Genomic DNA, 21,037 nt, shown 5'->3' on the forward strand with positions numbered 1-21,037 from the left:
GGTGGGCGCCAGGGATCTCTGGCGTTTGAACACCATAGCTGAGCTTTGCAAGGGTGCTTATGACGTTTCGCTAGAGTGCTTATGCACAACGGGTGGGCCAAGTGCGCGGATTTGCCGCGGTTTTGTGGAGCGGTTCGCATTGGGGCCTAACTAACTGTTTTTGCGCCTTTTTATTTTATGAACAAAAAATGACCAGGCTTGATTTACGTCGGAACGCCAGGGATTTACAGGCTTGCCTGAAAAACCATCAACAGAGTTATCCACAGGCTGTGCGGCAGATCAGTCGCGTTCGGCCAGCACCAATAAGTTGCGTGGGGTCAAGGGCGCAGGGCAGAACTGCCCGAGGCGCACGCGGTAGCCGCGCTCCTGCAAAAACAAGGCCCGGTCCAGCACCAACCACAGTTCCAGTGGGCGGCGGAACAGGCCCCGCAGCAGTTCTAGGTTGCGCACGTGGGCCAGGCGTTGCCAGCCGGCGGCTTCCAGGGCTGGCCAGTCTTGTTCGGGCACTGTGGATAAGTGCTTGAGGGCGGCCAGGTCGCGGCAGTAGTCGGCAAAGGGTTTGGCCAGCCAAGCGGCGGATAGGGACGGTGTGGGCAGGTAGTCGTCGCTGGCGCGCAGTTGCCGTTGCAGCAGGTCGAAGGCCAGGCGCCGGGCCATGGAGGTGTCGCGCTGGCGTCGGACTCGTGCCCCAGCGGTGACGGTTTCGCTCATCGGCAGCGCCAGATCTTCCAGCGAAAGTTGTAGGGCAGAGGCCTGGGCCGCTGCTGAAAGGGCTTGGTAGCGCTCGCCCTGGATGCGGTTGTAGCAGCACGGGGCGATGGCCAGTTGCCCACAGCCTGCGGCGCTGGCGAGTTGCATCAGGCGCACATGCAGGTCGCCGCAGGCGTGCAAGGCCACTGGGGTGTGGGTGGCATTCAGGCGCAACCCGGCTTCGGCGGCCATGACATCTTGCTGCACGTGGCTGGCTTGCAGCCGATGGCGGGCGCTCAACTGCTGGCCGGCCTCGATCAGCGCCGGGTCGTACTCCAGGCAGGTCAGGTGTTGTCCGGGTTGCAGGAGACGGCGGCCTAAGTGGCCTTTACCGGCGCACCAGTCGAGCCAATGGCTGGCGGGGTGCTTGAAGTCCAGGCAGGCGGCGAAGGCTTCGATCTGCTGCCATTTGCGCCCTGGTACATCCACCGCCAGCCGCGCCGCTGCGGGCGTCAACCCGATAACGGGCAGGCTGCCTACCGCGCAGAGTTGGGCTGAACGCTGGGCGAGGTCGGGAAACGGTGCGGGGGCGGCGAGGTGCTGCGGCTGGTTGTGGCTGGCGTCGGCCTCCTCCAGGGAGCGGCCGCGCAGCCACTGGGCCAGCGCTGGGTGGTCGCTTTCCCAGGGCAAGTGGCGGTGGGTGAACGGGCGTGGCCGCCACAGGTCTTGGTGGGCGGTGAGTAAGGCGTCGAGTTCCTGGAACCGGGCGAGCAACTGCTCGCCCTCCAGCACCGTCGGCTCAGCGGCCCTGGCAGGCATCGACGCGTAACCAGCGCTCCAGCAGTTTGAAGCCGCGCACCAGCATGTAGGACATCAGCAGGTAGAACATGCCTGCCGCGAAGAAGATCTCCACCGGCAGGTAGGTGCGGGCAATGATGGTGCGCGCCATGCCGGTCAGTTCCAGCAGGGTGACGGTGCTGGCCAGGGCGCTGGCCTTGAGCATCAGGATCACTTCGTTGCTGTAGGCCGGCAGGCCGATGCGCGCCGCGCGCGGCAGGATGATGTAGAACAGCGCCTTGGGCCGCGACATGCCCAAGGCCCGCGCCGCTTCGATTTCGCCGGGCGGAATGGCTTGGATGGCGCCGCGCAGGATCTCGGCAATGTAGGCGGCGGTGTGCAGGGTCATGGTCGCGGTGGCGCACCAGAACGGATCGCGCAGGTACGGCCACAGGGCGCTGGCGCGCACCGCGTCGAACTGTGCCAGGCCGTAGTAGACCAAAAACAGCTGCACCAGCAGCGGCGTGCCGCGGAAGAAGAAAATGTAGGCATAGGGCAGGGCGCGCACGTACCACAGGCGCGACGAGCGGGCGATGCCTAGCGGGATGGCCAGCAGCAGCCCGACGATGACAGCGATGGCTACCAGTTCCAGGGTCAGCGTGGCGCCCTGGGCCAGTTTCGGCAGCCACTTGATGATGACTTCCCAATTCATTGCGTGCCCCTCGCGAAGCCGCGTGCGGCGCGTTTTTCCAGGAAATGCATGCCGATCATGGCCAGCACGGTCAGGCCCAGGTACATGAAGGCGGCGACCATATAGAAAGTGAACGGCTGCTTAGTGAAGGTCACGCCGTTTTGCGCGTGGCGCATGATTTCTTCCAGGCCAATTACCGACACCAGTGCGGTGTCTTTCATCAGGATCATGAACAGGTTGCCCAGCCCCGGCAGGGCGATGCGCCACATCTGCGGCAGGATCAAGCGGGTGAAGATGCGAAATTTCGACAGGCCCAAGGCCACGCCGGCTTCACGGTGGCCCTTGGGGATGGCCAGGATCGCGCCGCGGAACACCTCGGTGGCGTAGGCGCCAAAACACAGGCCCAGGGCAATCACACCGGCAGCGAAGGCGTTGAGGGCGAGGTCGGGGTTGCCGAACCATTCGCCGATCATGCGCATCAGGTTGACGGTGCCGAAGTAAATCAGCAGGACCCACAGCAGTTCCGGGATGCCGCGAACCAGGGTCGAGTACGTGCCGCCCAGCCATTGCAGGGGCTTGTACGGGGAAGTCTTGGCCAAGGCGCCGGCCAGACCGAGCACCAGCCCCAGGCATAGCGCCGTGAGTGCCAGTTTGACGGTCATCAGCGCGCCCGCGGCAAGCGCCGGGCCGAATCCGTAGAGATCGATATTCATGGGTTTTTATTCATACCGCGGCAGGTTTGCCGGCAACCGGCGCCACGGGGGCGCCGGTGGGGCAAGTCAGTATCAGTAGATGCTGAACGGGAAGTACTTGTCGTTGATCTTCTTGTAGGTGCCGTCGGCGATGATTTCCTTCAGCGCGGCATTGAGCTTGTCACGCAGCGGGTCGCCCTTGCGCACGGCAATGCCGATTTCGTCGCTTTCCAGCACGGGCTCGCCCTTGAACTCATAGTTTTTGCCGGCATCGGACTTGAGCCAGTCGTAGTTGACGTACTTGTCGGCCAGGATGCCATCGACGCGCCCGGAGGTCAGGTCCAGGTAGGCGTTTTCCTGGGTGTCGTAGAGACTGACTTTGATGTCGCCGCCGTAGTTATCTTCCAGCCAGGTGCCGGCCAGGGTGGCGCGCTGGGTGCCGATGGTCTTGCCCTTGAGGGAGGCCTTGTCGGTTTTGAAGTCGACGTTTTTCGGCGCGATGAATTGCAGCTTGTTGGAGTAGTAGCGGTCGGTGAAGTCAACGGCCTGCTTACGCTCGTCGGTGATCGACAGCGAGGACACCAGGAAGTCGAACTTCTTGCTGTTCAGGGCCGGGATGATGCCGTCCCAGTCGGAGGTGACCACTTCGCACTCGGCTTTCATCTTGGCGCACAGGGCGTCGCCGATGTCTTTGTCAAAGCCCACGACCTGGCCGCTGGCATCCTTGTTGTTGAACGGCGGGTAGGCCGCTTCGATGCCCATCTTGAGTTTTTCGGCGGCCATCGCGTTGGCCGAGAACACCAGCGTGGCGGCAGCGGCCAGGAGGAATTTCTTATAGCTCTGCATGCGTGTAGCTCCGTTAGCGGTTGCTGGACATGAATTGTTTGCAGCGCGCCGAAAGCGGGTTATCGAACACCTGCTGTGGCGATCCTTGCTCTTCGATCAGGCCTTGGTGAAGGAACACCACTTCACTGGACACCTGGCGGGCAAAGCCCATCTCGTGGGTGACCAGCAGCATAGTGCGACCTTCTTCGGCCAGTGCGCGGATCACACTAAGTACTTCCTGAACCATTTCCGGGTCAAGGGCTGAGGTGGGTTCGTCGAACAAAATGACTTTCGGCTGCATGGCCAGGGTGCGGGCAATGGCCGCGCGTTGCTGCTGGCCGCCGGAGAGTTGCGCCGGGTAGGCGTGGCGCTTGTCGCCGATGCCGACCTTGGCCAGCAGGGCTTCGGCGACCTCGGTGGCCTCGGCCTTGCTTTGCCCCAAGACCCGGCGCGGCGCCTCGATGATGTTGTCGAGCACGCTCATGTGGGGCCAGAGGTTGAAATTCTGGAAGACAAAGCCTATTTCGCTGCGCATGCGGTTGATTTGCTTGCCGTCGGCGGCGATCAGCTCGCCGTTTTTCGCGGCCTTGAGCTTGAGCTCTTCGCCGGCGACAAAAATTTGGCCCTGGTGAGGGTTTTCCAGCAGGTTGATGCAGCGCAGGAAGGTGGACTTACCGGAACCGGAGGAACCCAGGATCGAGATCACGTCGCCGTCGCGTGCGGTCAGCGAAACCCCCTTGAGGACTTCCAGCGAGCCGTAGCGTTTGTGCAAGTTGCGGATTTCAAGCGCGGGCGCGGCCTGGGCCATGTGCGGTCCTCATTGTCTGTTGTGCTCCTGCTGTTGGGCGGCCTTCCTGGCGTGGCGCCAAGCTAGCATAGCGTTCGAATGACAGCCAACAGCCCCGCGCGGCGGAAACGACCAGGGTGCGGCAGGTTGTCGCATCGGCACAGCAGACTGTCGCGCCATCAACAACCGAACACCTGTTTGAACCGTTTTACGGCGGGTGTCGCGTAAAAAAGGTCGCGATGGTGCCAGCTTTGGGCGGGTGTTGGAAGCGTTAAGGGGGCAAAGGTGCGTCTGTGGGGGGCTTTGTGGGAGCAGCCGTAGGAGCCTGGCTTGCCGGCGATAGCGATTGTGAGGCCGCCATCGCGGGCAGGCCCGCTCCCACAGATGCCAGTGCAGGGTTATTGCACCGCTTCCAGCGCCTGGCGGTAGGTGTCCAGGGCGGTGCTGATGTCGGCGATCACTTGCGGGTCTTCGAGCCAGCGCTGGGCGCTCTCGCGGTCGAGGTTGTCGAGCCACATGCGGTAGTCGATCAGCATGTCGGCAGCCAGGTGGGTGGCGGCCATGGCTTCGTCGTCGGCGTTTTCCAGGTCCAGCAGGTCTGGGTGGTCATTGATGATGGCGCTCAGGGAGTTGAGCAGCTCCATCAGCATTTCGTGGCGGCCGCTGGTTTCGGCTTCGCGCATGCGGGCGAACATATCCAGCAGGTACTGGGGCATCGGCTCGCCGGGGGCGTTCGGGTCGTCGTGCATGGCGATCGGCGTGCGGCCATTGATGCGCAGTTGCTTGGCTTTGGCCTTGGCGCGCTTGGCGCGTTTTTGCTGCTTATTGACAGATGCCATTGGGCTTAATCCGCTTGCTGTAGGTTGGCGGCCGCGAGCTCTTGCGAGGCGGCGACGTAGTCGGTCTGGAACTGCGCGGACTCGATCCACGCCAGGGCGCTTTCCTCGTCTTCGCCGGTGGTCCACTGCCGGTATTCGAGCAGGGCGCCGATGATGAAGTCGGTGGCGGTCTCCTCACCTTCCTGCTCCACCACCAGGGCGAGCAATGGGTGGGCCAGGAACACCGTGCACATCGCCTGCTGGCTGACGCTCTGGGCGGCGCGCATGAGGTCGAACAACTCGCTCAGGTCCACCGATTCGAAATCGATGCGCGAGTCGTTGGGGTCCAGGTTATCGGTGCTGGGCGCCGTGCGCTGGGCGCGGTTCTGCTTGGCTTTGGTCTTGGCGCGTTGGGCGCGTTTGTGCTGCTTGTTTGCCGATGCCATGGGCATGGGGTCCTGTAGGTGGCGCGAAGGCGAGCATTGAAACGCAGGTGAGGCGAAATCCCAAGGCTTTATGGCGTGAGCGGTGGTTCAGCGCGGGCGATCCTGTTGTGCCTGCCGTAGCCGGCTCGGCCGTGCCTTGCTGTTCGTATTCGACAATCTGCCGGCCAATTTGCCAGCAGTTTGTACCTGCAACACATCAACGGCGCGCAAGGCTTGCTGGCGTGCCTGGCGGATCAGTTCGCCCAGGTGCGGCAGTAACGGCCTACAGGGTGTGCTGCCCAACGGCACTGAAAAAAGCAGAAGTTTGCGGCTGGTACTGCCCCCGCTCACCCCTGCCGATATTCCCCCGGCGTCAGTTGGGTGCGGCTTTTGAAGGCGCGGTGGAAGGAGCGCGGTTCGGTGAAGCCCAGGTAGTGGGCGATGTCCTGGATCGGCAGGTCGCTGTGGCGCAGGTAGTGTTCGGCCAGCTCCTGGCGCAGGTCGTCGAGGATCTGCTGGTAGCTGGTGCCGGCCTGTTGCAGTTGGCGTTGCAGGGTGCGCACGGTCATGGCGAATTGTTCGGCGACCCGTTCCTTGCGCGGCAGGCCGTCCTTGAGTAGTTGGCGCAGGGCGTTTTTCACCCGCAGCGGCAGCGGCGCGTCCACCAGTTCGGCCATCAGCCCCAGAGCGTGTTCTTCGAGGGTGCGCAGCAGGTTGGGGTCGGCCTGGCGCAGGGGCAGTTGCAGGTACGCCAGGGGCACCAGCAGGGCGGAGCAGGGTTGCCCGAACAGCACCGGGCAGCCGAAAAAATCCTCGTATTGCTCAAGGCGCGTGCCGGCCGGCAGCGGGTGCTCCAGCCACACCGCGCCGGGGGACACCTGGGTGTCGGCGATCCAGCGGGCGTAGAGCATCCACGAGGCCAGCACGCTTTCGATCATGTGCCGGCGCACCTGGGGCGGTTGGTGGCGGCAGTCCCACGCCAGGCGCACATGGTCGGCACCGGCCTCGATGCGGCTGGTGCCCATGTCGCCCACCAGTTTCTCGAACGGCTCGATGCGGCTCATGGCTTCGCCCAGGGTCGCGCAGTTCATGGTGATGTAGCCCAGCACGCTCCAGGAATTGGGCAGCACATAACGCGCCGAGTGCAGGCCGAACAGTGGGTCGCCCGAGGCCTGGCACAGGTGCTCGAGCAGCCGTTCGTGGGCCTCGTTGGGCACGCGCAGGGTGTTGTCGTTCAGTTGCTCGGCGCGCAGGCCCGAGGCGTCGAGCGCAGGCGTGATGGCCACGCCCAGTTGTTCGGCATGGCGCAGGTACTTGAGCAGGGGCGGGATCGAGGTAAAGCCGAGGGGCTGCATGATCGTATTCCTGGCGACGAGTCGTTCGGGTGTCCACGTCCGGGTAATGGGGCTTATGCGCAGCGGGTGAGCTCGTCAGCGCTCTGAAAGGTAATGGCAAACCGCGACTAAAGTAAATGGCGCACCCGCGCTGACTTAATTGGCTACTCCATCTGTCCCGATGGGACAGTCCCGCCCCGCTGGCGGCTGGCTAGTATGGGCGCCAGACGAACGATCCAATAAGAACAGCAAAGGAAGACACGCATGCGACGCTGGAATGGCTGGGGCGAAGAAAGCACAGTGGTGGAACTGCCGGCCCACGGCGCGGCGTTTCTCGCCCAGCGTGTGGGCACCGGGCGGGCACTGCCGGACGCGACCCTGGAACAGGCCCTGGTGCAGGTGCCGCCCTCGCGCCTGGCCGCACACCCCCTGTACAGCCTGCAAGCCCAGGATCGCCTGCTCCACGCCCGCGGCCAGAGCCTGCCCGATTGGCTGGCCCTGCGCGAAGGCAAGCCCGGCCTCTACCCGGACGCCGTGGCCTACCCGCAAAGCGCCGCCCAGGTGCGCGAGTTGCTGGCCCTGGCGGCTGAGCGCGACCTGTGCCTGATCCCTTACGGCGGGGGCACCTCGGTGGCCGGGCACATCAACCCGCTGCACGGCCCGCGCCCGGTGGTCACGGTGTCGCTGGCGCGGATGAATCGCCTGCTCGACCTCGACGAACAAAGCCTGATCGCCACCTTCGAGCCCGGCGCCACCGGCCCGCAAGTGGAAAGCCAATTGCGCGCCCGCGGCTACACCCTCGGCCACTTTCCGCAATCGTGGGAGCTGTCGACCCTGGGCGGCTGGGTCGCCAGCCGTTCCAGCGGCCAGCAATCGCTGCGCTACGGGCGCATCGAGCAACTGTTCGCTGGCGGCACCCTGGAAACCTTCGCCGGGTCGTTGCAGATCCCCGCGTTCCCGGCCTCAGCGGCGGGGCCGGACTTGCGCGAGGTGGTGCTCGGCAGCGAAGGGCGCTTCGGGATCATTTCCCAGGTCAAGGTGCGGGTCACTGCGCTGGCCGACGACGAGCGCTTTTACGGCGTGTTCCTGCCCGACTGGTCCAGGGCCTTGCAGGCGATCCGCCATCTGGCCCAGGCGCGGGTGCCGCTGTCGATGCTGCGCCTGTCCAATTCCGTGGAAACCGAAACCCAACTGGCCCTGGCTGGGCACCCGCGCCAGATCGCCTGGCTGGAGAAGTACCTGAGCTTGCGCGGCGCCAGCGCGGGCAAGTGCCTGCTGACCTTCGGCGTGACTGGCGAGCGGCGCCAGAATGCGCTGTCCCTGGCCCAGGCCAAGCGCCACCTCAAGGCGTTCGGCGGGGTGTTCACCGGCACCTTGCTGGGTAACAAGTGGGCGCAGAACCGCTTTCGCTTTCCGTACCTGCGCGAGAACCTGTGGAACGCCGGTTACGTAGTCGACACCCTGGAAACCGCCACCGATTGGAGCAACGTCGACAACCTGCTGAACAAGGTCGAAAGCAGCCTGCGCGATTGCCTGGCCGCCGAGGGCGAGCAGGTGCATGTGTTCACCCACCTGTCCCACGTCTATGGCCAGGGTTCGAGCATCTACACCAGCTACGTGTTCCGCCCGGCGGCGGACTACCCGGCCACCCTGGCGCGCTGGCAGGCGTTGAAGCACGCCGCCAGCCAAACCATCGTCGACAACCACGGCACCATCAGCCACCAGCACGGCGTGGGCAAGGACCACGCGCCCTACCTGGTGCGCGAGAAGGGCGCCCTGGCCATCGCCGCGTTGCACAGCCTGGGCGAGCACTTCGACCCGCAAGGGCGCCTTAACCCTGGCACCCTGCTGGAGCAATGACCGATGACTGCCTGGAACGCCCATTGGCGTGACGCCACCCTGGCGACCCTGGCCGCGCAACCCTGGGACTTGATCGTCATCGGTGGCGGCATCAGCGGCGCCGGCATCCTGCGTGAAGCGGCGCGCCGGGGCTGGCGTTGCCTGCTGCTGGAGCAACGCGACTTTGCCTGGGGCACCTCGAGCCGTTCCTCGAAAATGGTCCACGGCGGCTTGCGCTACATCGCCAGCGGCCAATGGCGCCTGACCCGCGATTCGGTGCGCGAACGCCAGCGCCTGCTGGACGAAGCGCCGGGGCTGGTGGACGCCATGGGCTTCGTGATGCCGCACTACCGCGGCGCTTTCCCCGGGCCGCGGGTGTTTGGCGGCCTGCTGACGGTGTACGACGCCCTCGCCGGGCGGCGCAACCACCGCTTTGTCAGCGCGCCGCAACTGCATTTCCTCGCCCCCGGGGTCAAGGCGCCGGGGCTGTTGGGCGGCTCCTGTTTTGTCGATGCCCTGACCGACGACGCACGGCTGGTCATGCGTGTGCTGGCCGAGGCCCGGGCCGACGACGCGTGTGTGGTCAACGGTGTGCAGGTGACCGGCCTGCTGCGCGAAGACGGCAGGGTCTGCGGCGTGCAGGCCCAGGACAGCGAAAGCGGCGCGGCCCTGACCCTGGGCTGCCACATGCTGGCGGTAGCCACCGGCGCCTGGGCCGAACGCCTGCGCCCGCCCAGCGCAGGCAGCCAATTGCGGCCCCTGCGCGGCAGCCATTTGCTGGTGCCGGGTTGGCGCCTGCCGGTGGCCCAGGCGTTGAGCTTTATTCACGCCCAGGACCGGCGCCCGGTGTTTGTCTTCCCCTGGGAAGGCGCGACGGTGATCGGCACCACCGACCTGGACCACCGCGAAGACCTCGACCAGAGCGCGAGCATCAGCACCGACGAAGTGCAGTACTTGCTGGCCGCGTGCGCCCAGCAGTTCCCCCAGGCGCGGGTGACGGCCCAAGACGTGCTGTCCACCTGGTCCGGCGTGCGCCCGGTGGTCGGCAGCGGCGCGGGCAAACCGTCGAATGCAACCCGCGAGCACGTGCTGTGGCGCGAGCCGGGTTGCGTGACCCTGGCTGGCGGCAAACTGACCACGTTCCGCCCGCAAGCCATCGAGGTGCTGCGCGCCTGCGCCGAGGAACTGGGGCGCAGCGTCGAGGATGACGGCGCGCCCGTGTTCGCCCCGGTGCCGGCCCTGGAAATCCCGGGCCTGAACCCCAGCCAATGGCGACGCCTGGCCGGGCGCCATGGCCGTGATCTACCGAGGTTGGCGCAACTGGTGGCGCAATTGGGCAGCGACACCGTGGGCGCGACGGCTACCCTGTGGGCGGAACTGGCCTTCGCCGCCGAACAGGAACTGGTGCTGCACCTAGACGACCTGCTGCTGCGTCGCACGCGCCTGGGCCTGCTGCTGGCCGACGGCGGTGCGGCGTACCTGGGGCAAATCCGCCTCCTGTGCCAACCACGCCTGGGCTGGGACGATGGCCGCTGGGCTGACGAAGAACAGCGCTACCGGGCGCTTTGGCGCAGGTATCACGGCGTCCCGGCCGATGCGCCGCTTTCTACCACCGATTTACTTTGACTGGCTGGCACGGTTCTCCATGAACGACAAAAACTATCTGCTGGCGATCGACAACGGCACCCAGAGCGTGCGGGCCTTGCTGTTTGATCTGCAGGGCAACTTGCTGGGCAAGGGCAAGGTGGAACTGGAGGCCTACTACTCCAAACACCCCGGCTGGGCCGAGCAGGACCCGGATTACTACTGGGCCAAACTGGGCGAGGCCTGCCAGCAGTTGTGGGCGCAGACCGGCGTTGACCGCAGCCAGATCCGCGGGGTGTCCCTGACCACCCAGCGCGGCACCGTGATTAACGTCGATGCCCAGGGCCAGGCCCTGCGCCCGGCGATCCTGTGGCTGGACCAGCGCCAGGCCGAGGTTAAGGGTTCGATCAAAGGCCCGTGGGGCTGGCTGTTCAAGGCCCTCGGCGTGCAAGGCACGGTGGATTACTTTCGCGCCCAGGCCGAGGCCAATTGGGTGGCCCAGCACCAGCCCGACATCTGGAGCAAGACCCACAAACTGCTGCTGCTCTCAGGGTTTCTTACCCACCGCCTGACCGGCAATTTCGTTGACTCGGTGGGCTGCTGCGTGGGCTACCTGCCGTTCGACTACAAACGCCTGCGCTGGGCCGCGCCGCGGGACTGGAAGTGGCAAGCGGTGGCCGTGCGCCCGGAGCAACTGCCCACGCTGCTCAAACCGGGGCAGATCCTGGGCCGCATCAGCGCCGAAGCCAGCCGCCACACCGGCATTCCCGAAGGCCTGGCGCTGATCGCCGCCGGTGCCGACAAGGCTTGCGAAGTGCTTGGCAGCGGGGTGATCGATGCGTCTACCGCGTGCCTGTCCTACGGCACCACGGCGACCATCACCACCACCCGCTCGCGTTACCTGGAAACCGTGCCGCTGATCCCGCCCTATCCGGCGGCGGTGCCGGACCACTTCAACTGCGAGGTGATGATTTATCGTGGCTATTGGATGGTCAGTTGGTTCAAGCGCGAATTCGGCCTGCGCGAAGTGCAGCAGGCCCGCGAGCAAGGGCTGGAGCCGGAGCAGTTGTTCGATGCGCTGGTCAACGCGGTGCCGCCCGGGTCCATGGGCCTGACCCTGCAACCCTACTGGTCGCCGGGCATCCGCGAGCCGGGTACGGAGGCCAAGGGCGCGATGATCGGTTTTGGCGACGTGCACACCCGCGCGCACATTTACCGGGCGATCCTCGAAGGCCTGGCCTATGCCCTGCGCCAGGGCAAGGAACGCATCGAGAAGCGTTCGGGCACCCCGGTTACGCGCCTGCGGGTGGCGGGCGGCGGCTCCCAGAGCGACGCGGCGATGCAACTGACGGCGGACATTTTCGGCCTGCCCGCCGAACGCCCGCACGTCTATGAAGCTTCCGGCCTGGGTGCGGCGATTGCCTGCGCGGTGGGCCTGGGCCTGCACGCGGATTTTGCCACCGCTATCGCCGCCATGACCCGCATTGGCGACGTCTTCGAGCCCGACCCCCAGGCCCAGCGCACCTACGAGCGCTTGTACAAGGAGGTTTACCTGCGCATGTACCGCCAGCTCAAGCCGCTGTACCAGAGCATCCGCGACATCACCGGCTACCCGGCGTGATACCCGGGCAGGTGTGGGGGCCCCACACCTGCTGTGGGCTGCAACCCAACCTCAAAAAACCATGCACCCGTGTGAGCGAGCCCTGCTCGCGATAGCCGTGGATCAGCCAGCACCGGAGCTGAATGTGCCGCTGCCATCGCGAACAGGCTCTCTTCCACCGTGACCCTGCGCCGCCTCGGCATGGCGCTATCGGTGAGTTTTTTTGGCGGGATCGGACAGTGCCGGTCTGGGGGGCGGTTGTTAGGCTCGGTTGCACTGCCGGTTCATCCAAATAAGAGCGAAAAGCCGATGAAGTTGCCGTTTGTGATCGCCCTGCTGGGGCTTGCCGGGTTTGCTCCCGGTGCGTGGGGGTGGTCCAACCATACGTTGGGCAGTTACCTGGCCTTGCAGGACGTTGCCCCGTTGCGCGAGGCGCCCACAGTGGAAGTCGAGCCCTTGGAGCAATTCCTCGCCCAAGAGCACACGGGCCTGGTGGCGCTGCTGCAAGCCCAGGAAAGCTTCGCCCGCGAGCACTTCGCCGATTACCCGCCGCGCCCGGACGACCTGGCCCTGACCACCACCCCGGCGAGCGACCCGCGCCGTGCGTTCCTCATGGCGTTGCGCGTCAACCCGCAGATCCACCTGGCGCTGATGTTCCAGCCGTTGCCCGGCCAGGACGAGCCCGCGCGCGGCCACCTCAAACCCAGCCAAGTGATGGTGGCGCAGACCCTCTCGCCCTGGGCCACCCAGCGTTTTATCGCCCTGGCGCCGGGGGAGCAGATCGCGCCACTGGCGGTGCTGGCCACGGCGGCGGACGAACCCGACTACGGCCACGACATCAACCTGTTCAGCGACAACCCCGGCGAAGTCGGCGCGCTCTACGGTTTTGGCGTGCAGTCGTTCGGCGACGAGCGCTTTGAGTACAGTTCCCAGGCGCCGTTCCACATCGGCTTTTTCCACGAAAGCGCGGTGATCTACGCCGGCGCGCCGTTCCTCAAGCGCAGTTGGCCGGATTGGCGCATCTACCAGTATTTCGACCTGGCGCGGTTCGCCTTCGCCACCGGCCACCCCTACTGGGGCTACCGCTTCCTCGGCTGGGGCCTGCATTACGTGCAAGACCTGACCCAGCCCTACCACGCCACGCCGCTGCCGGGGGCCGACCTGGCGGGCATGTTGCTGATGGAAGGCAAGGCTCTGGTCGGGTTCGACAGCGAGAAAAAAGCCGCCATCGCCCGCGTCGCCACCCGCCACACCGAAGTGGAGAAATACCAGGGCGCGTGGCTGGAGCAATTGCTGCTGGCCAAGGCGCCGCACCCGATGCTCGCCGCTTACGCCGACACCGCCCGCGACGCCACGTACCCGCCCTACAGCACGGCCTATGCCCGCGACGTGGTGGCCGCCCAAGCCAATGCCCAGGCTGCCGCGTTCGACGAGGCCATCGGCCAGTGGCTGGCGGCGTCCGGCGGGGTGCAGGGTTTTAGCCAGGGCAATCAGCTACAGCGGCAAACCTACGACCACGAACCGCTCAACAGCCAGTTGGTCGAGCTGCTGCGGCACATGGGTGCCCACAGCCGCAATTTCGTCAGGGCCGGCATGGGCGCGCACTGACTACTCAACAGAACAGGTCCGAACAGGAGATAACAACAATGACAATCGGTTTGCGGCGACAGGGCAGTGTGGGGTTGGGGCTGGCGGGGTTACTGTGCGCGGCGCAGGGCACCCAGGCCATGGAGTTCAGCGTGCTGGGCAACGAGGTCAAGGGTTCGTTCGACAGCACCCTGTCGTACGGCCAGCTCTGGCGGGTGCAGGGGCGCGAGCAGAGCAACGATGACGTCAACACCAATGACGGCAACCGTAACTTCGATACCGGCATGGTTTCCGAGGTGTACAAGATCACCTCCGAGCTGGAGGCGACTTACCAGAACTACGGCCTGTTCGTGCGCGGCACCGCGTTCTACGACAGCCAGATCATGGACAAGCGCAACGACTACAAGCAAAACAACAACCCGTCCCAGCCCAGCCAAAGCTACCCCAGCGACGACCGCTTCACCGACCAGACCCGCGACATCGCCGGCCATCACGTCGAAATCCTCGACTCTTACGTCTACGGCAACTGGGATGTGGGCGACCTGCCCGTGACCGCGCGCCTGGGGCGCCAGGTGTTCAACTGGGGCGAAGGGCTGTTCTACCGCGGCGGCGTCAACACCACCAACCCGGTGGATGCGGCCAAGTACCGCTTGCCCGGCGCCGAGGTCAAGGAAGTGCTGATGCCGGTAGAGGCGGTGAGCTTCAACATCGGCCTGAGCGACAACCTGACCCTGGAAAGCTTCTACCAGTGGAACTGGAAAGAAACCCGTATCGACCCGGTGGGCACTTTCTACGCGCAAACCGACCTGTTCGCCGACGGCGGGCGCACCGGCTACAACGACTTCAGCGGCACCGCCCTGGACACCCCGGTGCCGGTGTTCGGCAACGTCATCGGCCTGTACCAGGGCCTGGGCAACAACCCGGCGCTGGCCAGCGCCCTGGGCAGCACCGGGCTGTATGCCAACGGCGTGACCCCGGCCTACGGCAACACCCTGAAGGTCGCCTCCATCGGCCGCGACTACAACGCCCGCAACGACGGCCAGTACGGTTTCGCCATGCGCTACATCGCCGAAGAACTCAACAGCACCGAGTTCGGCATGTACTTGGTCAACTACCACGCCAAGGAACCGACCATCGCCGCCAACCTGGGCGGCTACAAAGGCATCGACATGGATGCCCTGACCGATATGCTCCGTGGCCTCGCCGGCGCCCAGGCCCAGGCGCTCGCCAATGGCCTGGCCACCGCCGACGTGATGGGCAACATCCAGGCCCACCGCAACTACGCCGAAGACATCCGCATGTACGGCCTGAGCTTCAACACCACCTTGGGCAAGGCCTCGGTGTTCGGTGAAGTGGCCTACCGGCCGAACCTGCCCATCGGCGTGGCGGCCACCAACGACCTGATCGGCGACCTGGCCAACGGCGCGGCTGCGGCTGCGGCGGGGCAAGCGGTGAACATCGGCGGGCAATGGGTGACCCTGGACAGCAACATCGATAACTCCGAGCGGGTCGAGGCGTTCAACACGTCCCTGGGCACCATCTACAACTTCGGCCCGAGCGTGGGCTTCGACTCGCTGTTCGGCATCTTCGAGCTGGCCACCGAGCACCTGCGCGGCAGCAGCCTGAAGTACAGCGCGTGGGATGGCAGCACCCGCCACTACGCGGGCACCGGTAACTACTCCTACGTATCTGGCGGGGAGAAGGACGATCAGGTCAGCGCCAACTCCTACGGCTACACCCTGATGTTCAACGGCACCTGGAACGACGTGTACGCCGGGGTCAACGTCTCGCCCTACGCGGTCTACAAGGACGACTTCAAGGGCAACTCCTACCAGGCCGGCAACTTCATCGAAGGCCGCAAGGCTTACACCCTGGGGGTCAAAGCCACCTACCAGAACAAGCTGGAGGCCGAACTGCAATACACCGAGTTCTACGGCGGCGGGCAAAACAACGGCATCCGCGACCGCGACAACATCGGTTTCAACCTCAAGTACTTCCTGTGAGTGTTCCGGCAGCAGTGCGCCGGGCCCATGGCCGTTATCCGTTTTGGAGTCTTTCCATGTTCAAGCAACACACCCTGATGAACGCCGCCCTGGCGCTGGCCCTGAGCGCGTGCGCCGGCCAGGCGTTGGCGGCGGTCAGTGCGCAGCAGGCGCAGCAACTCAAAACCACCCTCACGCCTTTGGGCGCCGAGCGCGCGGGGAACGCGGCGGGCACCATCCCGGCGTGGGACGGTGGCATCACCCAGGCGCCCAAGGGCTACGAGCCGGGCAAGCACCACATCGATCCGTTCGCCGCCGACAAACCGCTGTTCACCATCACCAAGGCCAACCTGGAGCAATACAAGGGCCAGCTCACCGTGGGCCAGATCGCCCTGTTCAACAGCTACCCGGACAGCTTCCAGATGCCGGTCTACCCCAGCCGCCGCTCCGGCGCGGCGCCGCAATGGGTGTACGACAACACCTTCAAGAACGCCACCAGCGCCACTTTGCTTGAAGGCGGCAACGGCTTTGCCGGGGCCTATGGCGGGGTGCCGTTTCCGATCCCGGCGGATGGGGTGAGCGCGCTGTGGAACCACGTCACCCGCTATCGCGGTACCTACGTGGTGCGCCGCGCCTCGGAAGTGCCGGTGCAGCGTAACGGCAGCTTCTCGTTGGTCACCTCCCAGCAGGAAGCGCTGTTCAACTACTACCGCAAGGACGGCGCCTTCACGGACCTGAAAAACGTGCTGTTCTACTACCTGGCCTTCGTCAAGAGCCCGGCGCGCCTGGCCGGGGGCGCAGCCCTGGTGCACGAAACCCTGGACCAGATCAAAGAGCCGCGCCAGGCCTGGATCTACGACGCCGGCCAGCGCCGCGTGCGCCGCGCGCCGAACCTGGCCTACGACACGCCCATCGCCGCCTCCGATGGCCTGCGCACCGCCGACGACACCGACATGTACAACGGCGCGCCGGACCGTTACGACTGGAAATTGGTGGGCAAGAAGGAAATCTACATCCCGTACAACAACTACAAAGTCTCCAGCCCCGACGTGAAGTACGCCGACCTGCTCAAGCCCGGCCACCTCAACCCGCAGTACACCCGCTACGAGCTGCACCGGGTGTGGGTGGTGGAAGGCACCCTCAAGCCGACGGCGCGGCACATCTACTCCAAGCGTGTGTTGTTTCTCGATGAGGACAGTTGGGGCGCGGCGGTGGTCGACCAGTACGATGGCCGAGGCGAGCTGTGGCGGGTGTCGATGGCGTACCTGAAGAATTTCTACGACCTGCCCACCACCTGGAGCGCCCTGGACGTCTTCCACGACCTGCAAGCACGGCGCTACTACGTACAGAACCTGGACAACGAAGAAACCCAGACCGTGGACTTCGCCCAACCCGTGCCGCCGGATTCGTACTTCATGCCGTCGGCCCTGCGCCTGCGGGGTACGCGCTAAGCCCAAGGCTGCGCCCGGGCCTGAAAAGGCCTGGGCGCGCCAGTAAGCGAAGAGAAGAAGGGAACTCAAACCGCAGAAAGCAAAAAACCCGCACTAGGCGGGTTTTTTGTGTGCTTCGGATGATGTTTGCACCACCTGAAGCTAATAAGTGGTGCCCAGAGACGGAATCGAACCGCCGACACGGGGATTTTCAATCCCCTGCTCTACCGACTGAGCTATCTGGGCAACGGGGCGCATTAAACGGGTTTTTCAGGGGGTCGTCAAGCAAGTTTTCTAAAAATATTTAATTATTACCGTCGCTTACGACCCGGCATCGGTTTTGTGGGGTTATTCGGCGGGGGGCACATAGCCTTCGGCCTTGGCGTAATCCTCGCCGCTGAAGAACTTGTCCATTTCGCCTTGCAGGTATTTGCGGTCTTCGGCGTTCATCATGTTCAGGCGTTTTTCGTTGATGAGCAGGGTCTGGTGTTTTTGCCAGTCGCCCCAGGCTTTTTGCGAGACGTGGTCGAAGATGTCCTGGCCTTTGGCGCCAGGGAACGGAGGGCGCTCGAGGGCGGGCAGTTCTTCGTGGTACTTGCGGCACATGATGGTGCGGGTCATGACGACTCTCCTGCGTTCAATACGTCGGCCGCGCGCTTGAGCAGTTTTTTCACCGGGGCGGCAAGGCCCAGGCGCGGCGGGGTGGCGAGGTTATACCAGAGCCAGTCGGCCTCGGCCACGTGGTGGGCCGATTCCTCGACCCGCACCAGCCAGGGCTCGATGGCCAGTTGGAAGTGGCTGAAGGTGTGGATCAGCCCAGGCATTTGCTGCTGTTGGCCCATGTGCAGGGAATGCTGCAGCGTCAGGTGTTCGAGGTCCTGTAGGTCGTCGAGTTCCGGCAGGCTCCACAACCCGCCCCACAGGCCCGTGGATGGGCGCCGGTAAAGCAGAATGGCGCCGTCGCGGTTGGCCAGCAGGGGCATCAGGGTGCGTTTTTGCGGGATGCTCTTGCGCGGCTTGGGGATTGGGTAGCGGGTTTCCAGGCCCAGCAGGTGTGCCTGGCAGCCGGTTTCCAGCGGGCACAGCAGGCAACTGGGCTTGCTGCGGGTGCAGAGGGTGGCGCCCATGTCCATCATCGCCTGGGTGTAGGCGTTGACCCGGTCATAGGGCGTGAAGCGCTCTGCGGTGGCCCACAACGCCTTGGCCACCTTCGGTACGCCCGGGTAGCCCTCCTGGGCGGTGAAGCGCGCCAGCACGCGTTTGACGTTGCCGTCGAGGATCGGCGCCCGCAGGCCCATGCTCAGGCTGGCGATGGCGCCGGCGGTGGACAGGCCGATGCCCGGCAGTTCGACGAGTTTTTCCACGTCCCGGGGGAATTGGCCGCCATGTTCGGCGACGATGATCTGCGCGGTCTTTTGCAGGTTGCGCGCGCGGGTGTAGTAGCCCAGGCCCGTCCACAGGTGCAGCACTTCATCTTCCGGGGCCTCGGCCAGGGCTTGCACCGTGGGCAGTGCGGCCATGAAGCGGTCGAAGTAGTTGAGCACGGTGCTGACCTGGGTCTGCTGCAACATGATTTCCGAGACCCACACCCGGTAAGGCGTGATGCCTTGTTGCCAGGGCAGGTCGTGGCGGCCGTGGCGGTCGTACCAGCTCAGCACGGCGGTGGAAAACTGCTCGGATGTCATTTTTTGAACAGACCTTTAAGGGCGTTTTTCAACTCGGGGCTGACCTTGTCGCCGAGTTTCTCTTCCAGTTTTTCGCTGAGCTTGTTGCCTGCCAGCTTGGTTGCGACCTGGCCGAGGCCGTCCTTGTCCAGGCGGCAGGCCTTGGCGCCCAGCTCCAGCGGGCCGCGGCAGCGCAATGGCCACTCGATGCCTTCGTAGCGTGGGTTCACGGCGCAGGCCGGGTCGGGCATGTCGCGCTTGTCGCCTTCGATGATGATGCCCACGCGGTAGTCCATGCCCAGCACGCGCAGGTCGACGTCGCCGTTGCCGTTGACGGTCAGGCCGGGGATGCGCACTTTCAGGTCCGGGTTGCTGGCCACGCCGTTGCGCAGGGTCAGGTTGCCTTTGAGTTCCTGGAAGGGCGTGTCCTTGCCGCGCGGAGTGCCGCTCAGGGTCTTGCGGTTGAGCAGGGCGATGCCTTGGCACAGTTGCTGCTCAAGGTTGGCGTTGACCAGCACACCGTTGTTGATGGCGAAGCCGACGTTGCCATTGAGGCTGTCCACCAGGGCTTTCTGGCTGTTGCCGCTGCCGTTCAGGTTGCTGTCGAGGTTGACCAGGCCTTTGACCTGGGGCACTTGGCCCTGGCTTTCGAGGATGCGTTCGACCGGCACTTTGTTGAGGCGCGTGCGCAGGCTCAGCAGCGGCGCAGCGGGGCGTACGTCGAGGTTGCCGCTGGCCTCGAACGTGCCGTTGTAGAGCTCGCCGCGCAGGTTTTCCAGCTTGAGCACGCCGCCCTGGCCGGAGGCCTTGAGCGCGGCGTTGTGGATCGGCAGTTTGTCGAGGGTCAGTTGGCCGAAGTTGAGGTCGGCGGCGATGTCCAGTTTGCCCAGGCGTTCCACCGGCAGCAGGCGTTCGGTGCTCCAGGCGCCCTTGGTCGGCGCGTCCGGCAACGGCGTGGTGCCCGCGCCGGCGCTGGCCATGGCGTCCGCCTCGCTGCTCTTGACTTCGGCCTGGCGCGCCACGGCGGCGCTGTTGGCTTGGGCGGATTTGGGCGGCAGGTAGCGGTCGACGTCGAGGGTGTCGCCCTTGAGCTGCACGCGCAGGGATTGCTTGGCGAAGTCGTCGACGGCGATGCGCCCGGTGAAGGTGCTGGCGTCGAGCTTCAGGTTGAGGTCTTCCAGGGCCAGGCTGGTGGGCGTGCCCTTGAGGCGGCTGACCAGTTCGACCTTGCTCAGGCTGCCTTCGCCCATGGCGGGCAGGGTCTGGCCGATGCTGTCGACGAATTTCGTCAGGTCGAACTGGGCAATCGACAGGCCACCGCTGATCTGCGGGGTCTTGTCCAGGTCGTTGACCTTCAGTTCGCCCAGGGCGCGCAACTGGTTGGCGGAGATTTTCAGGCCGTTCCACTCGGCAATGTTGGCGGCCATGTCCACCAGCAACTGGCCTTGGGCGGCGAAGGTCATGGTCTTGCCTTGCAGCGGTTCACCGGAAACTTCGCCGGACAGTTTCATGTCCTCGAACTGATAGCGCTGGAGGGCGCGGTCAAAACGCAGCTCGCCGGCCAGCTCCGAACGTACCCGCACCACGGGTTGGTTGCTGCTCAGGAATGCAGTGAGCTTGAGCGGGATATTGCTGCCTTCGTGGATGGCCCCGGTGCTCAACTGGATGCTCTCGGCGCTCAGTTGCTGGCCGCTTTGTTCGTCGAAGTATTCAACCCGGGCGTTGTTCACGGTCAGGCTGTCGATGTCCAGGCGGATCGGTTGCGCGGGTTTTTCCGGCGCCGGGGCAGGCGTGGCGGGGGTGGTGCTGGCGTCTACTTTCGGCGTGGCGGCGGTGTCGGGCGCCTTGGCCTTGCCGATGTCCTGCCAGTTGCCGTGGCCGTGCTTGTCGCGGTTCAGGCGCAGGTTCAGGCCTTCGACCCGCACGTCGCTCATCTGCACTTCGCGGCGCAGCAGGGGCAGTACGCGCACGGAGAGGCCGAGCATTTGCAGGTCGGCGAACGGCTTGTCGGGGTTGGTCAGGGTGGCGATGCCGGCGTCATGCAGCTCCAGGCCCAGCCAAGGGAAGAGGCTCCAGCCGATGTCGCCATTGAGTGTCAGCTCGATGTGGGCCTTGTCGCGGGCGATCTGGCGGATCTCGTCTTTGTAGTCGTTGGGGTCGAACAGGTGGGTCAGGGCAAAGCCCAGGGCCACGATGACCAGCAACAGCCCGAGAATGACCAGCCCCAGGATTTTGCCAAACGCTTTCATGGGCGCGTCCTTTCAGTGTGTCGAGTGCGGAATTAGCCGGGGAGTATAGCGCCGCCAACCCGG

At 65.0% G+C, this 21,037-nt stretch carries 17 protein-coding genes and 1 tRNA gene; 6 read left to right on the forward strand and 12 right to left on the reverse strand.

What is annotated here, in order from left to right; genetic code table 11:
• Positions 1–279: 279 nt before the first annotated feature.
• The 8 genes from AC19YR_RS18310 to gliR all read right to left on the reverse strand — a co-directional run bounded on the left by AC19YR_RS18310 (position 280) and on the right by gliR (position 7,060).
• Positions 280–1,509 carry a methyltransferase gene (locus AC19YR_RS18310; RefSeq protein ID WP_500599574.1) on the reverse strand — a complete coding sequence of 410 codons (1,230 nt, stop codon included), beginning with the start codon at positions 1,507–1,509 and terminating at the stop codon, positions 280–282.
• Positions 1,490–2,179 (reverse strand): ABC transporter permease, encoded by a 690-nt coding sequence (locus tag AC19YR_RS18315; protein ID WP_095108807.1) that lies wholly within the window; start codon positions 2,177–2,179, stop codon positions 1,490–1,492. The genes AC19YR_RS18310 and AC19YR_RS18315 overlap by 20 nt, the downstream gene beginning before the upstream one ends.
• Entirely contained in the window at positions 2,176–2,871 is a 696-nt protein-coding gene (locus AC19YR_RS18320) for an ABC transporter permease (protein WP_500599575.1), read from the reverse strand. The genes AC19YR_RS18315 and AC19YR_RS18320 overlap by 4 nt, the downstream gene beginning before the upstream one ends.
• 72 nt (positions 2,872–2,943) lie before the next feature.
• Positions 2,944–3,696 (reverse strand): ABC transporter substrate-binding protein, encoded by a 753-nt coding sequence (locus AC19YR_RS18325; protein ID WP_095108809.1) that lies wholly within the window; start codon positions 3,694–3,696, stop codon positions 2,944–2,946.
• 13 nt (positions 3,697–3,709) lie between these two features.
• Positions 3,710–4,483: an ABC transporter ATP-binding protein gene (locus tag AC19YR_RS18330; protein ID WP_095108810.1), complete on the reverse strand. Its 774-nt coding sequence runs from the start codon at positions 4,481–4,483 to the stop codon at positions 3,710–3,712.
• A 377-nt stretch (positions 4,484–4,860) separates the two neighbouring features.
• On the reverse strand, positions 4,861–5,301 hold the full coding sequence (locus AC19YR_RS18335; protein WP_095108811.1) for a hypothetical protein: 441 nt from the start codon (positions 5,299–5,301) through the stop codon (positions 4,861–4,863).
• 5 nt (positions 5,302–5,306) lie between these two features.
• Entirely contained in the window at positions 5,307–5,726 is a 420-nt protein-coding gene (locus AC19YR_RS18340) for a hypothetical protein (RefSeq protein WP_095108812.1), read from the reverse strand.
• Positions 5,727–6,052: 326 nt separating this feature from the next.
• Positions 6,053–7,060 (reverse strand): AraC family transcriptional regulator GliR, encoded by a 1,008-nt coding sequence (gene gliR / locus AC19YR_RS18345; RefSeq protein ID WP_095108813.1) that lies wholly within the window; start codon positions 7,058–7,060, stop codon positions 6,053–6,055.
• Positions 7,061–7,303: 243 nt separating this feature from the next.
• Between gliR and AC19YR_RS18350 the strand changes: the two genes are divergently transcribed.
• From AC19YR_RS18350 to AC19YR_RS18375, 6 genes are all read left to right on the forward strand, one after another.
• Entirely contained in the window at positions 7,304–8,899 is a 1,596-nt protein-coding gene (locus tag AC19YR_RS18350; RefSeq protein ID WP_500599577.1) for an FAD-binding oxidoreductase, read from the forward strand.
• A 3-nt stretch (positions 8,900–8,902) separates the two neighbouring features.
• Positions 8,903–10,504 (forward strand): glycerol-3-phosphate dehydrogenase/oxidase, encoded by a 1,602-nt coding sequence (locus AC19YR_RS18355; protein WP_500599578.1) that lies wholly within the window; start codon positions 8,903–8,905, stop codon positions 10,502–10,504.
• Positions 10,505–10,523: 19 nt separating this feature from the next.
• Positions 10,524–12,083, forward strand: coding sequence for an FGGY-family carbohydrate kinase (locus AC19YR_RS18360; RefSeq protein WP_095108816.1), 1,560 nt, complete (start codon positions 10,524–10,526; stop codon positions 12,081–12,083).
• A gap of 288 nt (positions 12,084–12,371) precedes the next feature.
• A complete protein-coding gene (locus AC19YR_RS18365) occupies positions 12,372–13,670 on the forward strand; it encodes a phospholipase (protein WP_500599579.1) in 1,299 nt (432 codons plus the stop codon).
• 38 nt (positions 13,671–13,708) lie between these two features.
• Complete coding sequence (locus AC19YR_RS18370; RefSeq protein ID WP_500599580.1) at positions 13,709–15,652, forward strand: DUF1302 domain-containing protein; 1,944 nt, start codon at positions 13,709–13,711, stop codon at positions 15,650–15,652.
• Positions 15,653–15,708: 56 nt separating this feature from the next.
• Entirely contained in the window at positions 15,709–17,082 is a 1,374-nt protein-coding gene (locus AC19YR_RS18375; protein ID WP_500599582.1) for a DUF1329 domain-containing protein, read from the forward strand.
• Between the two features lie 149 nt (positions 17,083–17,231).
• On the opposite strand, the gene AC19YR_RS18380 is transcribed toward AC19YR_RS18375, so the two are convergent.
• From AC19YR_RS18380 to AC19YR_RS18395, 4 genes are all read right to left on the reverse strand, one after another.
• A tRNA-Phe gene (locus AC19YR_RS18380) sits at positions 17,232–17,307 on the reverse strand.
• Between the two features lie 102 nt (positions 17,308–17,409).
• The gene (locus tag AC19YR_RS18385) at positions 17,410–17,682 is read right to left on the reverse strand and encodes an oxidative damage protection protein (RefSeq protein ID WP_095108820.1); all 273 of its coding nucleotides are present in this window, start codon (positions 17,680–17,682) and stop codon (positions 17,410–17,412) included.
• Positions 17,679–18,746, reverse strand: a complete 1,068-nt coding sequence (gene mutY / locus AC19YR_RS18390; RefSeq protein ID WP_500599584.1) for an A/G-specific adenine glycosylase — start codon at positions 18,744–18,746, stop codon at positions 17,679–17,681. Before mutY ends, AC19YR_RS18385 begins: the two co-directional genes overlap by 4 nt.
• The gene (locus AC19YR_RS18395; protein ID WP_500599585.1) at positions 18,743–20,974 is read right to left on the reverse strand and encodes an AsmA family protein; all 2,232 of its coding nucleotides are present in this window, start codon (positions 20,972–20,974) and stop codon (positions 18,743–18,745) included. The genes mutY and AC19YR_RS18395 overlap by 4 nt, the downstream gene beginning before the upstream one ends.
• Positions 20,975–21,037: the final 63 nt, after the last annotated feature.

It is taken from the genome of Pseudomonas sp. MF08817 (assembly GCF_059862705.1).